Source organism: Pseudomonas sp. NFR16 (genome assembly GCF_900108875.1).
GTDB lineage: Bacteria > Pseudomonadota > Gammaproteobacteria > Pseudomonadales > Pseudomonadaceae > Aquipseudomonas.
In genome coordinates, this window is record NZ_FNYJ01000009.1 from 136,455 (window position 1) to 152,568 (window position 16,114).

The 16,114-nt window shown below is 61.5% G+C and carries 14 protein-coding genes; 2 read left to right on the top strand and 12 right to left on the bottom strand.

All coding sequences use genetic code 11. The features are described from left to right. Window positions 1-4: 4 nt before the first annotated feature. Genes sppA through rluC form a run of 3 tightly spaced genes read right to left on the bottom strand, consistent with a single transcriptional unit; the run spans window position 5 to window position 2,640 of the window. Window positions 5-1,006, bottom strand: a complete 1,002-nt coding sequence (sppA, locus tag BMZ10_RS26720) for a signal peptide peptidase SppA (protein WP_093469649.1) — start codon at window positions 1,004-1,006, stop codon at window positions 5-7. A gap of 7 nt (window positions 1,007-1,013) precedes the next feature. Then, on the bottom strand, window positions 1,014-1,694 hold the full coding sequence (locus tag BMZ10_RS26725) for an HAD-IA family hydrolase (RefSeq protein ID WP_093469652.1): 681 nt from the start codon (window positions 1,692-1,694) through the stop codon (window positions 1,014-1,016). After that, entirely contained in the window at window positions 1,684-2,640 is a 957-nt protein-coding gene (gene rluC, locus BMZ10_RS26730) for a 23S rRNA pseudouridine(955/2504/2580) synthase RluC (RefSeq protein ID WP_093469655.1), read from the bottom strand. Before rluC ends, BMZ10_RS26725 begins: the two co-directional genes overlap by 11 nt. Before the next feature lie 715 nt (window positions 2,641-3,355). Here rluC and rne point away from each other — a divergent pair. Then, window positions 3,356-6,682 carry a ribonuclease E gene (gene rne, locus BMZ10_RS26735; protein WP_218147280.1) on the top strand — a complete coding sequence of 1,109 codons (3,327 nt, stop codon included), beginning with the start codon at window positions 3,356-3,358 and terminating at the stop codon, window positions 6,680-6,682. 74 nt (window positions 6,683-6,756) lie between these two features. On the opposite strand, the gene BMZ10_RS26740 is transcribed toward rne, so the two are convergent. From BMZ10_RS26740 to BMZ10_RS26775, 8 genes are all read right to left on the bottom strand, one after another. Then, complete coding sequence (locus BMZ10_RS26740; RefSeq protein WP_093469661.1) at window positions 6,757-7,347, bottom strand: nucleotidyltransferase family protein; 591 nt, start codon at window positions 7,345-7,347, stop codon at window positions 6,757-6,759. A 70-nt stretch (window positions 7,348-7,417) separates the two neighbouring features. Then, window positions 7,418-8,437 carry a UDP-N-acetylmuramate dehydrogenase gene (gene murB, locus BMZ10_RS26745; RefSeq protein ID WP_093469664.1) on the bottom strand — a complete coding sequence of 340 codons (1,020 nt, stop codon included), beginning with the start codon at window positions 8,435-8,437 and terminating at the stop codon, window positions 7,418-7,420. A 46-nt stretch (window positions 8,438-8,483) separates the two neighbouring features. Next, window positions 8,484-9,248, bottom strand: a complete 765-nt coding sequence (kdsB, locus tag BMZ10_RS26750; RefSeq protein WP_093469667.1) for a 3-deoxy-manno-octulosonate cytidylyltransferase — start codon at window positions 9,246-9,248, stop codon at window positions 8,484-8,486. Next, complete coding sequence (locus BMZ10_RS26755) at window positions 9,245-9,430, bottom strand: Trm112 family protein (RefSeq protein ID WP_003174668.1); 186 nt, start codon at window positions 9,428-9,430, stop codon at window positions 9,245-9,247. The genes kdsB and BMZ10_RS26755 overlap by 4 nt, the downstream gene beginning before the upstream one ends. A 17-nt stretch (window positions 9,431-9,447) precedes the next feature. Beyond that, window positions 9,448-10,443 (bottom strand): tetraacyldisaccharide 4'-kinase, encoded by a 996-nt coding sequence (gene lpxK, locus BMZ10_RS26760; protein WP_093469670.1) that lies wholly within the window; start codon window positions 10,441-10,443, stop codon window positions 9,448-9,450. Continuing rightward, entirely contained in the window at window positions 10,443-10,874 is a 432-nt protein-coding gene (locus BMZ10_RS26765; protein ID WP_093469673.1) for an ExbD/TolR family protein, read from the bottom strand. The genes lpxK and BMZ10_RS26765 overlap by 1 nt, the downstream gene beginning before the upstream one ends. Beyond that, window positions 10,871-11,545: a MotA/TolQ/ExbB proton channel family protein gene (locus BMZ10_RS26770; protein ID WP_093469676.1), complete on the bottom strand. Its 675-nt coding sequence runs from the start codon at window positions 11,543-11,545 to the stop codon at window positions 10,871-10,873. Before BMZ10_RS26770 ends, BMZ10_RS26765 begins: the two co-directional genes overlap by 4 nt. Window positions 11,546-11,640: 95 nt before the next feature. Further along, window positions 11,641-13,857, bottom strand: coding sequence for a DNA internalization-related competence protein ComEC/Rec2 (locus BMZ10_RS26775; protein ID WP_093469680.1), 2,217 nt, complete (start codon window positions 13,855-13,857; stop codon window positions 11,641-11,643). Between the two features lie 153 nt (window positions 13,858-14,010). Between BMZ10_RS26775 and BMZ10_RS26780 the strand changes: the two genes are divergently transcribed. Then, complete coding sequence (locus BMZ10_RS26780) at window positions 14,011-14,526, top strand: DUF2062 domain-containing protein (protein ID WP_093469683.1); 516 nt, start codon at window positions 14,011-14,013, stop codon at window positions 14,524-14,526. Window positions 14,527-15,143: 617 nt separating this feature from the next. On the opposite strand, the gene BMZ10_RS26790 is transcribed toward BMZ10_RS26780, so the two are convergent. Continuing rightward, window positions 15,144-16,114, bottom strand: a 971-nt coding sequence (locus tag BMZ10_RS26790; protein ID WP_256214604.1) for a hypothetical protein, incomplete at its 5' end; no start/stop codon positions are given.

Sequence of the window (16,114 nt, forward strand, 5' to 3'; positions counted from 1 at the left end):
CCGATCAGCGCAGCGTTGGGCCTTTGAAACCGGCCCACATGGCAATCTGTTCTGCCACACTGGAGCCAAGCTTCTTGGAGAAGCGATCGAATGGCGACTCCTCGACGGTGTAGTCGACCATCTCCTTCTCGCCGATGATCTCGCGCGCCACATAGCTCGCACTGCCCAGGCCGTCGACCAGACCCAGCCCCACCGCCTGCTCGCCGGTCCAGACAAGACCGGAAAACAACTCGGGATGTTCTTTGTCCTTGAGGCGATCTCCGCGGCCTGCTTTCACGCTGGCAATGAACTGCTGATGCGTAGTGTCCAGCACGCTCTGCCAGAAGGCGGTCTCGTCAGCCTTGGGCGGCTGGAACGGATCCAGGAACGCCTTGTGCTCGCCGGACGTATAAGTACGACGATCGACGCCAAGTTTCTCCATGGTGCCGACAAAACCGAACCCGGCCGCCGTCACGCCAATGGAACCCACCAGACTCGCTTTATCGGCGTAGATCTGGTCAGCCGCGCTGGCAATGTAGTACGCGCCAGAGGCACCCAGATCGGTGATGACGGCATATACCTTGATGTCAGGCTTCTTGGCGCGCAGACGACGAATTTCGTCATATATATAACCGGACTGCACGGGACTGCCCCCTGGGCTGTTGATCCGCAGAATCACACCCTTGGTCTTTTCGTCCTCGAAGGCCGCACGCAAGCTGCCGACGATATTGTCAGCACTGGCCGCTTCAGTGTCGGCGATCATGCCTTTGACTTCGATCAGCGCGGTGTGACTGCTCTTGCGCGACGCGCCCTTTTCAAAATCCATCAGCGGCGAGAACAACGCCAGCGCAGCGAACAGATAAATGAAGGTCAGGGATTTAAAGAAGATCCCCCAGCGACGCGTACGACGATGCTCCTGCACGTTGGCCAACAGCGTCTTTTCCAGGAGTTTCCAGCTCTTCGCATCAAGCTTGCTGTCACCCTCGTCTTTATCCTGCGAAGACGGTGACTTCCATTCGTCCGACATAGATCAATTACCCCAACAACGAAGATTCGGCGGTCCGCACACCCAACCAGGTGCGCAGCTCGGAAAAATGCCCGATCGCCAGGCGCGGTTCGTACTGGCGCAACGAGTCCAGAGCCTGCGCTCCGTACCCCACCGCCACCGAATCCATGCCAGCGTTGCGGGCCATCAATAAATCAAATGAAGCGTCACCGACCATCAGCGCCTTTTCCGGCCGCACACCGCACTGCTGAAGAATCTCGTTAAGCATCAGCGGATCAGGCTTGCTGGCGGTTTCATCCGCCGCCCGGGTAGCGTCGAAGTAATCCTGCCAGCCGTGCGCCTTGAGCACGCGATCCAGCCCCCGACGGGCCTTACCGGTTGCAACGGCGAGCCGATAGCCTTCGGCGCGGAACGCCTCCAGCGATTCGTGCACACCCTCGAACAGCTTCGAAGGTTCAACGTCCATCGCCATATAGCTGTCGGCGTAGTGCTGACGAAAATCGATCAGGTCACTGGCAGTGATTTCCGGATAGAGCGTACGAATCGCCTCAGGCAACCCCAAGCCGATGATCCCCTTGATTGCCGCCTCATCACGCACAGGCCTTGCAGAGAGATTTGCGGCGGCTTGCATGGCATCGACGATGCGGCCTACGGAGTCGGACAGCGTGCCGTCCCAGTCGAAAATCAGCAGCTCATAATCAGGGCGCACTCAATCGCTCCACAGTCTTGGCCCACATCTCGTCCACGGGCGCTTCGAGTTTCAACTCGCCGCCATCGGGCAGCGGCACGGTCAAGGCATAAGCATGCAGGAACAGGCGCTTGCCGCCCAGATCGCGGATTTCCCGGGTAAAGTCTTCATCACCGTATTTGCTGTCGCCAGCAATGCAGTGACCGGCGTGCAGGGCATGCACGCGAATCTGGTGGGTACGACCGGTTATCGGACGCGCCTCGACCAGGGTGGCAAAGTCACCGAAGCGGCGCAGCACCTTGAACAACGTCAGCGCCTCTTTGCCCTCATCGTTCACTTCGACCATGCGCTCGCCGGAACGCAGGTTGCTCTTGAGCAACGGCGCGCGGACCTGCTTCTGCGATGTCGCCCAGTGCCCGCGCACCAGCGCCATGTAGCGCTTGTCGACGCCGTCGCCGCGCAACTGCTCGTGCAGATGGCGCAACATGCTGCGCTTCTTGGCAATCATCAGCAGACCCGAGGTGTCCCGATCCAGGCGATGCACCAGTTCGAGCTCCTTGGCATCGGGACGCAACTGACGAAAGGCTTCGATGACGCCGAAGCTGAGCCCGCTGCCGCCGTGAACCGCGATGCCAGCGGGCTTGTTGAGGACGATCAGGCCTTTGTCCTCATGGACGATGGCAGCTTCGAGCCGTTGCAGCAGCCCTTGAGCGACCGGCACCGGCTCGTCGCGCTCAGGCACGCGTACCGGCGGAACGCGCACAATGTCACCGGCCTGAAGCTTGTACTCGGGCTTGATCCGTCCCTTGTTCACTCGCACTTCGCCCTTGCGCAATATGCGGTAAATCAAGGTTTTGGGAACGCCCTTGAGGTACGTGATCAGAAAATTATCGATGCGTTGACCGGCAAGTTCCGGCGCAACCTCTACCAGCTGGACGCCGGGGGTTGGGGGGGTGATATTCGTCATGGCGCAAATCATAACAATTTTTTATGGATTTGAAGCACTTAATGATTGCTGCTATAGTCGCGAACGCCGCCAAAAGCGGCCTGGACAGCGGACAAACGGTATGACAGCCGGCCCTGACCAACGCAATTCACGAGGGCGCGAGGCCGCCCTACGGGGCTTTCGGTGACAACGGAAGATCAGCAGGCGTTACGAGCGCAGGTGACATGAGGCCTGAAACAAGCCCGATCGCGGAGTGAGTCACTCGCCATCGAGGCCCACGTTCAAGGCCAGTTCACAAGGTGCAGTCGCAGGCAATCTCTCCGGGCGAATGCTTCGGAAACCATGCCTTATTTGAGCCATGACGCGCGAACTTCCCATCGAAGATCGCGGTAAATGCAACCCGTTGCGGATTCAGCGCGCGGCAGCACCCGAATTATCAGGGATACGTGTGGGGTGGAGACGCACAACCGTCGGACTGTGTAGCAAAAGGCTTTATTCAAGACGCTTCATATCGTCCGCTACCGATGGTTGATTCCTCCTCCTGACAAAGCTTTTGCTGACAGGGTGTCATTTGTCACCACAGCAAGCAGGAAACGTCGTCGCGACTACGGCCCCGCTGGCCGGATATCGCTAGACACTGGAGTGTTAAAACACTCCTGACGCGCCCTGACACCGACCGTGAGAAGTCGTGTGTGCCGAACGCCGTTTCCGGCAGCCCGGAAACCGACGGTACTACATGAAAAGAATGCTGATTAACGCGACTCAACCCGAAGAGTTGCGTGTTGCGCTGGTAGACGGCCAGCGCCTATATGACCTGGACATCGAATCCGGGGCCCGCGAACAGAAGAAGGCCAACATCTATAAAGGCCGGATCACGCGCATCGAACCCAGCCTTGAAGCGGCGTTTGTCGACTTCGGCTCCGAGCGTCACGGCTTCCTGCCGCTGAAAGAAATCTCCCGCGAATACTTCAAGAAATCCCCGGAAGGCCGCGTCAACATCAAGGACGTTCTGAGCGAAGGCCAGGAAGTCATCGTTCAGGTCGAAAAAGAAGAACGTGGCAACAAGGGCGCAGCCCTGACCACCTTCATCAGCCTGGCCGGTCGTTATCTGGTGCTGATGCCGAACAACCCGCGCGCCGGCGGCATCTCGCGTCGCATCGAAGGCGAAGAGCGCAACGAGCTGCGTGAAGCGCTCAACGGCCTGATCGCACCTGCCGACATGGGCCTGATCGTTCGCACCGCAGGCCTTGGCCGCAGCAGCGAAGAAATGCAGTGGGACCTCGACTACCTGCTGCAACTGTGGACCGCCATCAAAGAGGCCTCCCAGGACCGCGCCGCGCCTTTCCTGATCTACCAGGAAAGCAACGTCATCATCCGCGCCATCCGTGACTACCTGCGCCAGGACATCGGCGAAGTGCTGATCGACAGCGTCGAAGCTCAGGAAGAAGCCCTGACCTTCATCCGTCAAGTCATGCCGCAGTACGCCAGCAAGATCAAGCTGTACGAAGACAGCGTTCCCCTCTTCAACCGCTTCCAGATCGAAAGCCAGATCGAGACCGCTTTCCAGCGCGTCGTCGAACTGCCTTCCGGCGGCTCCATCGTCATCGATCCTACCGAAGCGCTGGTGTCCATCGACATCAACTCGGCGCGCGCCACCAAAGGCAGCGACATCGAAGAAACCGCCCTGCAGACCAACCTTGAAGCGGCCGAAGAAATCGCCCGTCAACTGCGCCTGCGCGACATCGGCGGCCTGATCGTCATCGACTTCATCGACATGACGCCTGCCAAGAACCAGCGCGCCGTGGAAGAAAAGGTCCGCGAAAGCCTGGAAGCCGACCGTGCCCGTGTTCAGGTCGGTCGCATTTCGCGTTTCGGCCTGTTGGAGATGTCCCGTCAGCGCCTGCGTCCGTCTCTGGGCGAGAGCAGCGGCATCGTGTGCCCGCGCTGCAGCGGCACCGGCATCATCCGCGACGTCGAATCGCTGTCGCTGGCGATCCTGCGCCTGATCGAAGAAGAAGCCCTGAAAGACCGGACTGCCGAAGTCCGCGCTCAAGTGCCGATCCCGGTGGCTGCGTTCCTGCTGAACGAAAAACGCAATTCGATCACCAAGATCGAGCTGCGCACCCGTGCACGCATCGTCATCCTGCCGAACGATCACCTCGAAACGCCTCACTTCGAAGTGCAGCGTCTGCGTGACGACAGCCCTGAAGCGCACAGTCTGCAGTCGAGCTACGAGATTGCCGCGGCTGCCGCCGAAGTGGAAGAAGTCCAGCCGACAGCCGCCACTCGCACGCTGGTTCGCCAGGAAGCAGCGGTCAAGACCGCGCCGGCCCGCGCCAACGCGCCAGTGCCAACCGAAACCGCTGCACCGGTCGCTCCCGCGCCTGTCGCTCATGAGCCAAGCCTGTTCAAAGGGTTGGTGAAATCCCTGGTCAGCCTGTTCGCGACCAAGGAAGAGCCTGTTGCCCCGGCCGCCGTCGTCGAGAAACCGGCCAGCGAGCGCCCTGCCCGCAACGAAGAGCGTCGCAACGGTCGCCAGCAGAGCCGCAGCCGTAACGGCCGCCGCGATGAAGAGCGCAAGCCTCGCGAAGAGCGTGCGCCGCGTGCCGAGCGTGAAGAACGCGCACCGCGCGAAGAGCGTGCACCTCGTGAAGAACGCGCCCCTCGTGAAGAGCGCGCTCCCCGCGAAGAACGTGCCCCGCGCGAGCCGCGTGAAGCCCGTGACGAAACCGCCGCACCGCGCGAAGAACGTCAACCTCGTGCGCCGCGTGAAGAGCGTCAGCCACGTGCACCGCGCGAAGACCGCAAGCCGCGCGAAGAGCGCGTGCGTGAACTGCGCGAACCGCTGGATGCCGCTCCGGCAGTCAATGTGCCGCGCGAAGAACGTCCTGAGCGCGCCCCGCGTGAAGAGCGTCAGCCACGTCCGCCGCGTGAAGAGCGTCAACCGCGCGCCGAGCAGGCTGCAGCGGCTGCCGAAGACGAAACATTGCTGAGCAACGAAGAGCAGCAGGACGATAACCAGGAACACGCCGAAGGCGATCGCCCTCGTCGTCGCTCCCGTGGTCAGCGTCGTCGCAGCAACCGTCGTGAGCGTCAGCGCGATGCCAACGGTGATGTGATCGAAGGCTCTGAAGGCAGCGAAGGCGGCCAGGAACAGGCCGCTGAAGTCCGTGACTCGGGCAACAGCACTGAAATCGCCGCAGGTCTGGCGGTCACCGCAGCCGTCGCTGAAAGCGTGATCAGCGCCCCGGCCGAGGCTGATGCCCACCGTCAGGCGGAGCGCGCCAACTCGGCAGCCGAAGCCTCGGCAGTAGAACCGGCCGAGAAAGCGCCTGAGCCTGTTATGCAGGCACCTGTCGTCGAAGCACCGGCCATCGAAAGTCAGGATGCACCGGTCAAACGTTCGGTCATGCCGGAAGTTGAAGTGGCTCAATTCGATGCGTCGCTGAGCCCGTTCGAGCGTCAGGTCAAAGCCGCTGCTCAGGCTGAGCAGGTCGATGCCCCCGCTGCGGAACAAGCGCCAGTCGCCGTCGAAGTACCGGCTCCTGTGGTAGAGGCCCCGGCCGCTGCACCTGTCGAAGCGCTGAAAGATGCCGAGCCAGCGATTGAGAAACCAGCTGCTGTCGCACCTGTAGCCGAAGCGCCTGTAGCCGAAACCGCTGTAGCCGAAGCCCCAGTGGTCAACGCTCTTGTGGTTGAGGCATCTGACCAGACAGCAGCGCCGGAAATCGTCGCGGCGCCAGTGGCCGTCGAAGCTGCAGCTGCTCCGGTGCCTGCCGCCGAGAAGCCGGCACTGCCAATGGCCAGCACCGGTCGCGCGCCGAACGATCCTCGTGAAGTTCGCCGTCGTCGCCTGGAAGCCGAGCGTCTGCAGAAGGAAGCCGAAGCCGCCGCGAGCGCTGCACCTGTCGCTCAGGCAGAAGCTGCCAGCCCTGCTCCTGCCGTCGAAGCCGTCTCCGCTCCAGCCCCGGCTGTCAGCGAAAACGTCGAGCCGGCCAAGGCTGTCGTGACTGAAAACGGTGAAGAACTGGAAGAGAACAAAGAGCCTAAACCGCTCGCGTAATCCTTCAGTCAACAAAAAGCCCCACCTGTGTGAGCAGGTGGGGCTTTTTTATGGCGGCGATAAAGAAAACCCGGTTATTTGAAGACCAGCGCGGCAGGCACGTCCACATCCCACAGCACGCCTGAGTCTTCTGTATGGAGCTCTTTGACGTTCGCCCCCTGAAACAGACGTCGGGCGCCCTTCTCGCCTGTCAATGCCATCAGTGAAGCACCGAAATGCCGACCAAAGCCCACCGGATGCCCGTACTTGCCGACATGCACCGGGACGCTGATTGCGTCGTCCTCAAGGCTCGACGCAACGTACCGAAGGGTTTCGGGACTGATGAAAGGCATGTCGCCCAGAACGACGAGCCAGCCGCGATGATCAGGTTCGGCCGCCACGGCAGCGGCAATGCTGTCGCCCATTCCGGGCGAGTCCAGCACGACGACCTGACAACCGTGGCGCAGGGCGAGTTCGGCCACGCTGCAATAGTCGGGGCGGGTCAGCAGCACGATGGTGTCCGCGACGGTGCGGACGCTGACCAACACCTGCTCGAGAACCGAGCGCTCGACCCCGTCACGCCCAGTGCATTGTGCCAGCAGCTTATTGCGATGGCTGCCGGCGACTTGACGAAAGCGGCTGCCCAACCCGGCGGCAAGCACGATGGCACACAGGGTTTCACTCATGCTTTGACCTCTGAACGTGATGACAGACATGCCCTGACGGCAAAGACCACGGCAAAGCCCGGCCAGGACCTCAGCAGAGATTAGGCTCCATTTCCAGCGTCACGCCGAAGCGCTCGAGGACATCGGCCTGAATCCGCTGAGCCAGATTGAGCAGGTCGTGTCCGGAGGCTGAGCCATAGTTGACCAGTACCAGCGACTGCAAAGCATGCACGCCAGCATCGCCTTCACGAAAACCCTTCCAGCCCGCTTGCTCGATCAACCAGCCCGCCGCCAGTTTGACCTGCCCGTCAGGCTGAGGATAAGTCACCAGACCGGGATGAGCCTGCTTGATGCGTGCAGCAACGTCGGCCGGCACCAGCGGATTTTTGAAGAAACTGCCGGCATTGCCGAGCACCGCCGGGTCGGGCAGCTTCTCGCTGCGGATCGCACAGATCGCTTTGCTGACGTGTACAGGCGTCGGGTCCTTGATGCCCTGCTCTTCGAGGCGCTGGCGCACAGGCCCGTAATCCAGATGCAGTCGGGCAGCAAAGGTCAACGCAAAGCGCACCCGCAGGATCAGCCAGCGACCGGTCTGATGCTTGAACACACTGTCGCGATAGCCGAAGGCGCAGTCCTGTAGCGAAAACTCTTTCAACTCACCGTTGAGCCGGTCCATGGCGACCAGGCTGTGGAAAACGTCTTTGATCTCGACGCCGTAAGCACCGATGTTCTGCATGGGCGCAGCCCCGACCGTGCCCGGGATCAGGCTCAGGTTTTCCAGTCCGGCCAGGCCTTGGGCGAGCATATCCTGAACGAACGGGTGCCACGGTTCGCCTGCCTCTGCCTCGACGATGGCGCGATCGCAGTCCTCATGAACGATGCGAATGCCACGACTGGCCATGCGCAGTACCAGCGCATCGACATCACCGGTGAGCAACAGATTGCTGCCGCCGCCCAGCACCAACAGGTCGATGTGGTTCTGCGCCGAATAGGCCAGCGCTTCACGCACGTCCTCGTCGGTGCGCGCTTCGGCAAACAGGCGCGCACGCACGTCCACGCCAAAGGTGTTGTAGGGCTTGAGTGACACATCGGATTGCAGCTGCAGGGTCATGGGCGAACCTGCGTGTGTGGCATCGAAACGGCAAAACCCATGCTCATCAGATCTCCAGCAAACGCCGCACGCGTTCCAGGTCTTCAGCGGTGTCGACACCCGCCGGAGGTGCTTCGAGGGCGTCCGCGACGTGGATACGCACGCCATGCCACAGGGCCCGCAACTGCTCGAGGTTTTCGGTGTTTTCCAGCCAGCACGGTCCCCAGCTGACGAAGTCATGCAGGAAACCGGCGCGGTAGGCGTAAATCCCGATGTGGCGGCGGTACGGCACGCCTTCGGGCAACGTGTCACGGCTTTTTGCCAGCGCATCGCGGGCCCATGGCAGCGGCGCACGACTGAACGTCAGGGCCAGGCCGTTGATATCGGAACAGACCTTGACCACATTGGGATTGAACAGCGACGTCACGTCTTCGATGGGCTCGGCCAGCGTCGACATCCGGGCTTCGGGATGCGCAGCCAGGTTGTCGGCGACCTGATCGATCACCGCCGGAGGAATCATCGGCTCGTCACCCTGGACGTTGACGACGATGGCGTCATTGGCCAACCCCAGCAGCGCAGCGACTTCCGCCAGCCGGTCGGTGCCGGAGTTGTGGTCGTCCCGGGTCATCAGCACTTCGGCGCCGAACGCCTGACAGGCCTCGACGATGCGCGCGTCATCGGTCGCAACGACCACGCGCTCGGCGCTGCTTTTGCGCGCCTGCTCCCATACGTGCTGAATCATCGGCTTGCCCGCGATGGTTTTCAGGGGTTTACCGGGAAAGCGGCTGGAGCCGTAGCGCGCCGGAATGACAACGGTAAACGGTGCGGTCATTTGTCCAGACGCTCGTCGGTGGTCAGGGTGCGCGCTTCGCTTTCCAGCATGACAGGAATGCCATCACGGATCGGATAAGCCAGGCCTGCGCCTTTGCTGATCAGCTCGGTTTTATCGGCGCTGAGCTTGAGCGGACCTTTGCAGATCGGGCAAGCGAGGATGTCGAGCAATTTGGTGTCCATAGGAAATCCTGAGCGAATCATGGCAGAAGACGGTTTAACTGCGAATCGAACCAACTGACGAAGGCAGCGGAAGGCACGGCTTCCACGGCCAGGTACCACCAGTCGGGGGCCGCGAAGGATGCACACTTCACGGCGTCTTTCTCGGTCATGACGATGGGCAGCGCGGGCGTGAACGCAAGGGCCTCTGCGCTGAACACCGCATGATCGGCGAATGCATGGGGAACAGGCCGCCAGTGTAGTCCTTCAAGGGTTTTGAAGAAACGTTGCGGGTTACCGATTCCGGCGACCGCATGCAGCGCCTGGCCTTGGGGAAAGTGATCGACCGGGTGACGCTCGCCACTCAACAGATTGACCAGCGCGCTGGGCTGTAACTGAAACGCGTAGCCGTCATCGCGATCATCCGCCGCGCCGTTGTAAAGCAGCGCGTCGACGCTCTGCAGGCGCTCGACCGGTTCGCGCAGCGGGCCAGCCGGCAGGCAGCGCCGGTTTCCCAGCCCGCGAGCGGCGTCGATCAGCACCAGTTCGAGATCACGGGCCAGCCGGTAATGCTGCAGACCGTCGTCGGAAAGAATCAGGTCCAGCGGCTCCTGTGCCAGCAGGGCTCGCACCGCCCGGGATCGGTCAGGATCGATCATCAACGGCACACCTGCGCGTTTGACGATCAACAGCGGCTCGTCACCCGCCTGGGCCGCGCTCTGCCCGGCCGATACCCGCCAAGGCAGGCTCGGCGGTGTGGCGCCGTAGCCGCGACTGACCACGCCGACCCGCAACCCGCGGCGACGGCAATAATCGATCATCCAGAGAATCAGCGGCGTTTTTCCCGTGCCGCCAACGGTGATGTTGCCGACCACGATAACCGGCACGGGCGCCTTGTAGATGTCACCCTGGCCGGCGAGAAAACGCGCGCGCTTGCCGTCGACCACCCGCCGATACAGGCTTTCGAGCGGACGCAGCAAAGCCAGTGCCGGATGGCCTTTGTACCAGGCGTCAAGCAATCGGTCGGTCAGTGCCATCAGTTAGCCGATGCGGCCTCGACAGTGGTCATGCGCAAGTGAGCGAAACCCAGTTTGCCGGCCGCATCCATCGCCGTGATCACCGCCTGATGGGGTGTCTTGCCGTCGGCGCTGATCGACAACGGCAGATTGGTGTCGCCGCCCGATTCTTTCTGCAGGGCGTCGATGAGGGTTTCCAGCTTGCTGTCCGCCAGCAGCGTGTTATTCACCGAATACACGCCATCGGCGTTGATCGTGATGTCCACGTGCTTCTTGTCGACATCGTCGGCCGACGCACCGGTCACGGCCTGGGGCAGGTCGACGCGCAACTGGGTTTCCCGCGTGAAGGTCGTGGTCACGACGAAGAACAGCAAGAGGATGAACACCACGTCGATCAGCGACACCAGATTGATGTCGATGGTCTCCCGAGGTTTGCGACGGCGGAATTTCACTTCTTCCTGCCCTCGCCACGCGCGGCGGCCTTGAGGTCAGGTTTGGCACCGGTCAGATCGACATCGCGGTCGCCCTGCACCACTTCCACCAGCTTGATGGCTTCCTGCTCCATGCCAACCACCAGTTCGTCGACGCGGTTTTGCAGGTAGCGATGGAAAAAGATTGTCGGGATCGCCACGGTCAGGCCTGAGGCCGTGCAGATCAGTGCCTTGGCGATGCCGCCTGCAAGCATGCCCGCGTTGCCGGTCATGCCGGTGCTGGTAAACGAGCTGAAAATGTCGATCATGCCCAGCACGGTACCCAGCAGACCCAGCAGCGGCGCCATTGCCGCGATGGTGCCCAGCGTCGCAAGGTAGCGCTCCAGCTCGTGAATGACGCGGGCTGCGGCCTCCTCGATGCATTCTTTCATGATCTCGCGGCCATGCCGGGAGTTGGCCAGGCCTGCGGCGAGGATTTCACCCAGCGGGGAGTCGGCGCGCAGTTCTTTGAGCTTGTCGCCGCTCAGTTGTTTGTCCTGAATCCAGCGCCACACCTGACCGAGCAGATGCGGCGGTGTGATGCGGCTGGCGCGCAGTGTCCAGAGGCGCTCGATGATGATTCCAACGGCGGCAATGGAACTCAAAATGATCGGTAGCATCATCCAGCCACCAGATTTGACCAGCTCCCACACAGCGACCACCCCCTGAAAAAAAGTGGCGCCACTCTAACATAGGCTCGCCGGATCGCGTCGTCGGCTGGGCGATCGCGGCGATGAATAACCGCACATCAGTCGCGCCAGAAGCGCTTGCTCTGGCGCTCCCCGCTCGCGTCCTGCCGAGCGCCCAGCTGCAGTGTGATGGCGCCCGATTCGGCACTGTCGTACACCCGCATGCCGGACCACTGATAGCGAGACATCACCAGCGGGTGCGGGTGGCCGAAGGCATTGTTGCGCCCTCGCGAGATCAGCACGCTGTGGGCGCCGACCGCTCGCAGAAAAGCGCGAGACGACGAGCTGCGGCTGCCGTGATGAGGCGATTGCAGCCACTCGGCGCGCGCATCGAACCCATCGGCCAGCATGGCACGCTCGGCATCGACATCGATGTCGCCGGTCAGCAATAGACGTTCGCCCTTGGCCTCGACTTTCAGCACGCAGGACGCCTGGTTGCCTGGCGCCGCGTTTTCCCAGATCCACGTGGAAAAAGTCACTTCATCCCACGTCCAGCTTTCGCCGTTACGACAGGACTCGGCCTGCAACTCGGCAGGTAGACGCCCTACGTCGCCTGCCAGTACCCGGTCGACCGACAGCCCCTCGAGGATCGCCGCGGCGCCACCGGCGTGATCGGCGTCGGCGTGACTGAGCAGCATCACGTCCAGGCGAGTGAGCCCGGCGCGCCGGATCGCGGGGAGCACCACTCGCTCGCCGATATCGAATTCGCCGAAGCGCGGCCCGGCATCGTAGAGCAAGGTGTGCTGCCGGGTTCGCAGCACGATCGCCAAGCCTTGGCCTACATCCAGCTGCTGCACCTGTACCTCGCCCGCGGGCACAGTCTGCTGGGGAGGAAAAACGCACAACGCCAGCAACGGCCAACCCAGCAGACGCATGGGCACGCCTTCAGGCAGCAACAACATGAGCGCGCCAAGCAGGCTGATGGGCCAGATCCAGCCGGGCACCTGCGGGCCGGACCACGCCGGGGCGACTTCGGCCATGACAGCGAGGAAGCGGAACAGCCAGTCCATCGAGCCACCCGCCAGCCAGAGCAGCGGCTCACCGAAGACAGGCAAGGCCAGCAACAGCGTCCCGAGCAACGCCAGCGGGAGAACGACAAGGCTGATCCACGGCACGGCCAGCAGATTGACCGCGGGGCCGCTGATGCTCACCGGCAGGTTCAGCGCCAGCAGGATCGGCAGCAGACCGACGGCGATCAGCCACTGCGCCCGGGTCCAGCTTTGCAGCCAGGTCCAGCGACCCAGCCGTCCGCCGAAGATCAGCATGAGAATCCCCACCGCGGCGAACGACAGCCAGAATCCTGGCCTGAGGCTGACCAATGGCTCGGTGATCAGGACCAGATTCAGCGCAATCAACAAGGGCCATGTGACACCCAGATGGCGAAAGCGCAGCCGCCAGAGCAGGACCAGTCCGAGCATCACGCAGGCCCTCTGCACCGGCACTTCGAAACCGGCGAGAAACCCGTAAGCCAGCGCGCCGCCGAAGGCGACGATGCAGGCACAAGGCAACCAGGGCAGACGCCGTGGCCATGCTCCCCAACGGGCAAGCCCGGCAACCAGCCCGTACAACAGACCGGCAAGCAAGCCGATGTGCGTGCCGGAGATCACCAGCAGATGGATGGTGCCGGTGTCTTGCAGCACCTGCCAGTCCGCGGGGCTGAGGCCTGAGTCGTCGCCCAGCACCAATGCCGCCAGGCCGCCTTGCCGGCCCTGCGCATCAACCGCGAGCAAACGCTGACGCAGGCCGTCGCGCCAGTTGTGCTGCGCAGGCGCGAGCATCTGCCCGTCGACGACCGTGCCGGTTGCGCCAATCCGCTGAGACAGCAGCCAGGCCTCGTAATCGAATGCGCCTGAATTGACCAGACCGCCCGGTCGCTTGAGCTTGACCGCCAGCCGCCAACGCTCGCCACTGTTGACCGGCGGTCCGCCATACCAGCCCAGCCGGATCTGCTCGGGTAACCGTGTCCGTCGGGATTCGGGCTGCTGCAGCTGAAAACGCACGACACCGTCGATGGTTTGCGGCAAACCGGCGACTTGGCCTTCCAGCCAGAACGTCTGGCCGTCAAAGCGCTCGGGCAACCGGTCGTGCAGGGCTGATCGGGCCGAGAAGCACGCCCAGGCGAGGCCGAACAGAAAGAAGGCCAGCGGATACGTTCGAAACGGCAGCAGCATCAGTGCCACGAGCGGCATGACCAGCAACAACCAGACCGGCGGCAACACGGGCAGAAACCGCAACAACAGCAATCCCGTCGCAAGCGCGACCATCCCTGTGCGCATAAGGCTTTCCTTGTCATCGGGTGAAATCCACCCTCATGACTTAGCCCACCCACGCTCCCGCCGATTTATTAATTGTCACAAAGTCTGAATTTTCGCAGGTCACTATCCGTGCATACTTGCCCGAATTTTCCGCCCTCACTGCCGGATTCACGTATGCCACGCCATCTGTTCAAGCGCTACATGCCCGATCCGAACAGCATCCGGGAACACAAGTCCTTACGATTTCTCGGCACCCTCCTGCATGATCCGAACCTCTGGCACCTCAACCGCCACTCGGTTGCGCGAGCCATGGGCATCGGCCTGTTCGCGGCACTGATGCCGATGCCGCTGCAGATGCTGCTGGCGGCGATCCTCGCCGTCTGGGTCCGCGCGAACATGCCGATCGCCGTCAGCCTGTGCTGGTTGACCAATCCGCTGACCATGCCACCGGTGTTCTACATCACCTACAAGATCGGCGCGCTGCTGCTGGGGCTTCCACCGCGCAGCTTTCCGGACGAACTGAGCTGGGACTGGATCAGCGGCCAGCTGACCACGCTGTGGCAGCCGTTTCTGCTGGGTTCCATGGTCGCAGGCGTGGTCGCGGGTCTGGTGGGGTATTTCGGGACGATGGCGTATTGGCGCTGGTGGGTCGGGCGGCAGTGGCGCAGGCGAAAGGCAAAAAGGCGCTAACCGGAACACTGAAGTTGGGAGCGGCCTTGCTTGCGAATTCGGCCTGTGTGCTCGTTGAGCTGAAAATGCACCGCCCTCCTCCCGGCTGTGGCCGGTCCTACAGATGCTACAAGATTTTCGTAGGACCTGCTTTAGCCGGGAAGGCTTCGGGTGTCATGCCAATGATCGAAATCGCGTTAGAGACAGTTGGCTCACTCCCAAAAGTTTGCGTCCTGCGCAGTCGCGGCGGCGTGCTGCGGTGATGGGACGCCCCTACCGGAATTTAATGACAGCGTAAAATGCGATCATGCATCCGAAGACCAGGTGGAGGGCTAAGTAGTGCCAAAATACCTGTTTTCTCAATCTTTCAGGCACTCTTAAGTTGGCGTCTGCAGTTATATATCCTTTAGCGTGCATTGTTTGGGGAAATGTCAAAACTATCGACACCATGTTCATCCGCATCTGCCTTCCTATGATGCCGCCGCCCCAGTTGGAGCGAGTGTCCGATATGCACTTGCAGCCTTCGAGATAACCCTCGAGCAGATCGATTTTCCGATAAGCGAAAATGACCATGGTCAGTGTCGTCAAGAGCGTACAGCACAGCAGAATGAGGGAAAGAATACCCAAAGTCGGGGGCATCACTTTGGAGCCCAATCATAGAGCATCTCGCCTGCAAGTTCGCCGTACAACTCGCCCATTGCTCCTCCAGCATATCCGCCTACCAGCCCGCCCACTATTCCACACCCGAGGGAACTCAATCCTCCCGTTGGAACAGCGAACACGACTGTGCAGATACTTGTCATCAAATAACCTGCAGCAGCGCCACCGATAGAACCGCTGGCGATTCCCGACACCAGTTTTGTGCCTTCCACGTAGTGGGCCCTTCTGCACAGGTCGTCTCTTCCAGCGGAGCACGCCTCCTTGACTTCCAGAGCACTCGACAAAACATTCATCCCTATGCCAACTGCTGATCCCTTTTTGAGTACTTTGACCGCCTTAGCGATACCGCCGATTTTCTTCGCATACCCCTGAATCTCCCCCGTATGCAAATAACTCTTCGTCGAGATCCCCAGCATCTTTTTGATAGACCCCTTCTTTCTCAACTTCGTCCCCCAGCGCGCAATACCTTGCAGTTGAATATCAAGCTTGGCGAAAAGGACTTTGCGTTGGTTGATGAACTCCTGTCGGGCGATGGGAGTACCTCGGGTGAGCGACAGTTTATAAAGCCGCTCGATGTCATCCAGTGTCTTCTTGATGCTCTCTAGGTGCGCACTCCAGCTGCTCGTCGCGGCGCCAAGCCCCAGCGATCCATATCCGAGCATGTGCTGCAGCAGGTCATAGTTCTTGATGACGAGCCCATCGGCCCCGGCCTGATGCTGGCTCAGTTGTCTGCGCACGTTGCGGGCGTAGTCCATCAGTTCGGTTTCCTCAACCGTCACTGTGCGCGTCGAAAGGTCGCCCATCACCACAATCTGGCCGGGCATGACCACGATATTGAGGAGATGCGCATTGAGCGTATCGAACTTTGCATTACCGCCGACGCGGTTTTTCAGTGTGGCGTAGGATTGCATCTGTTCGTTGATGAAGACGTACGGCTTGGTCATGTCCG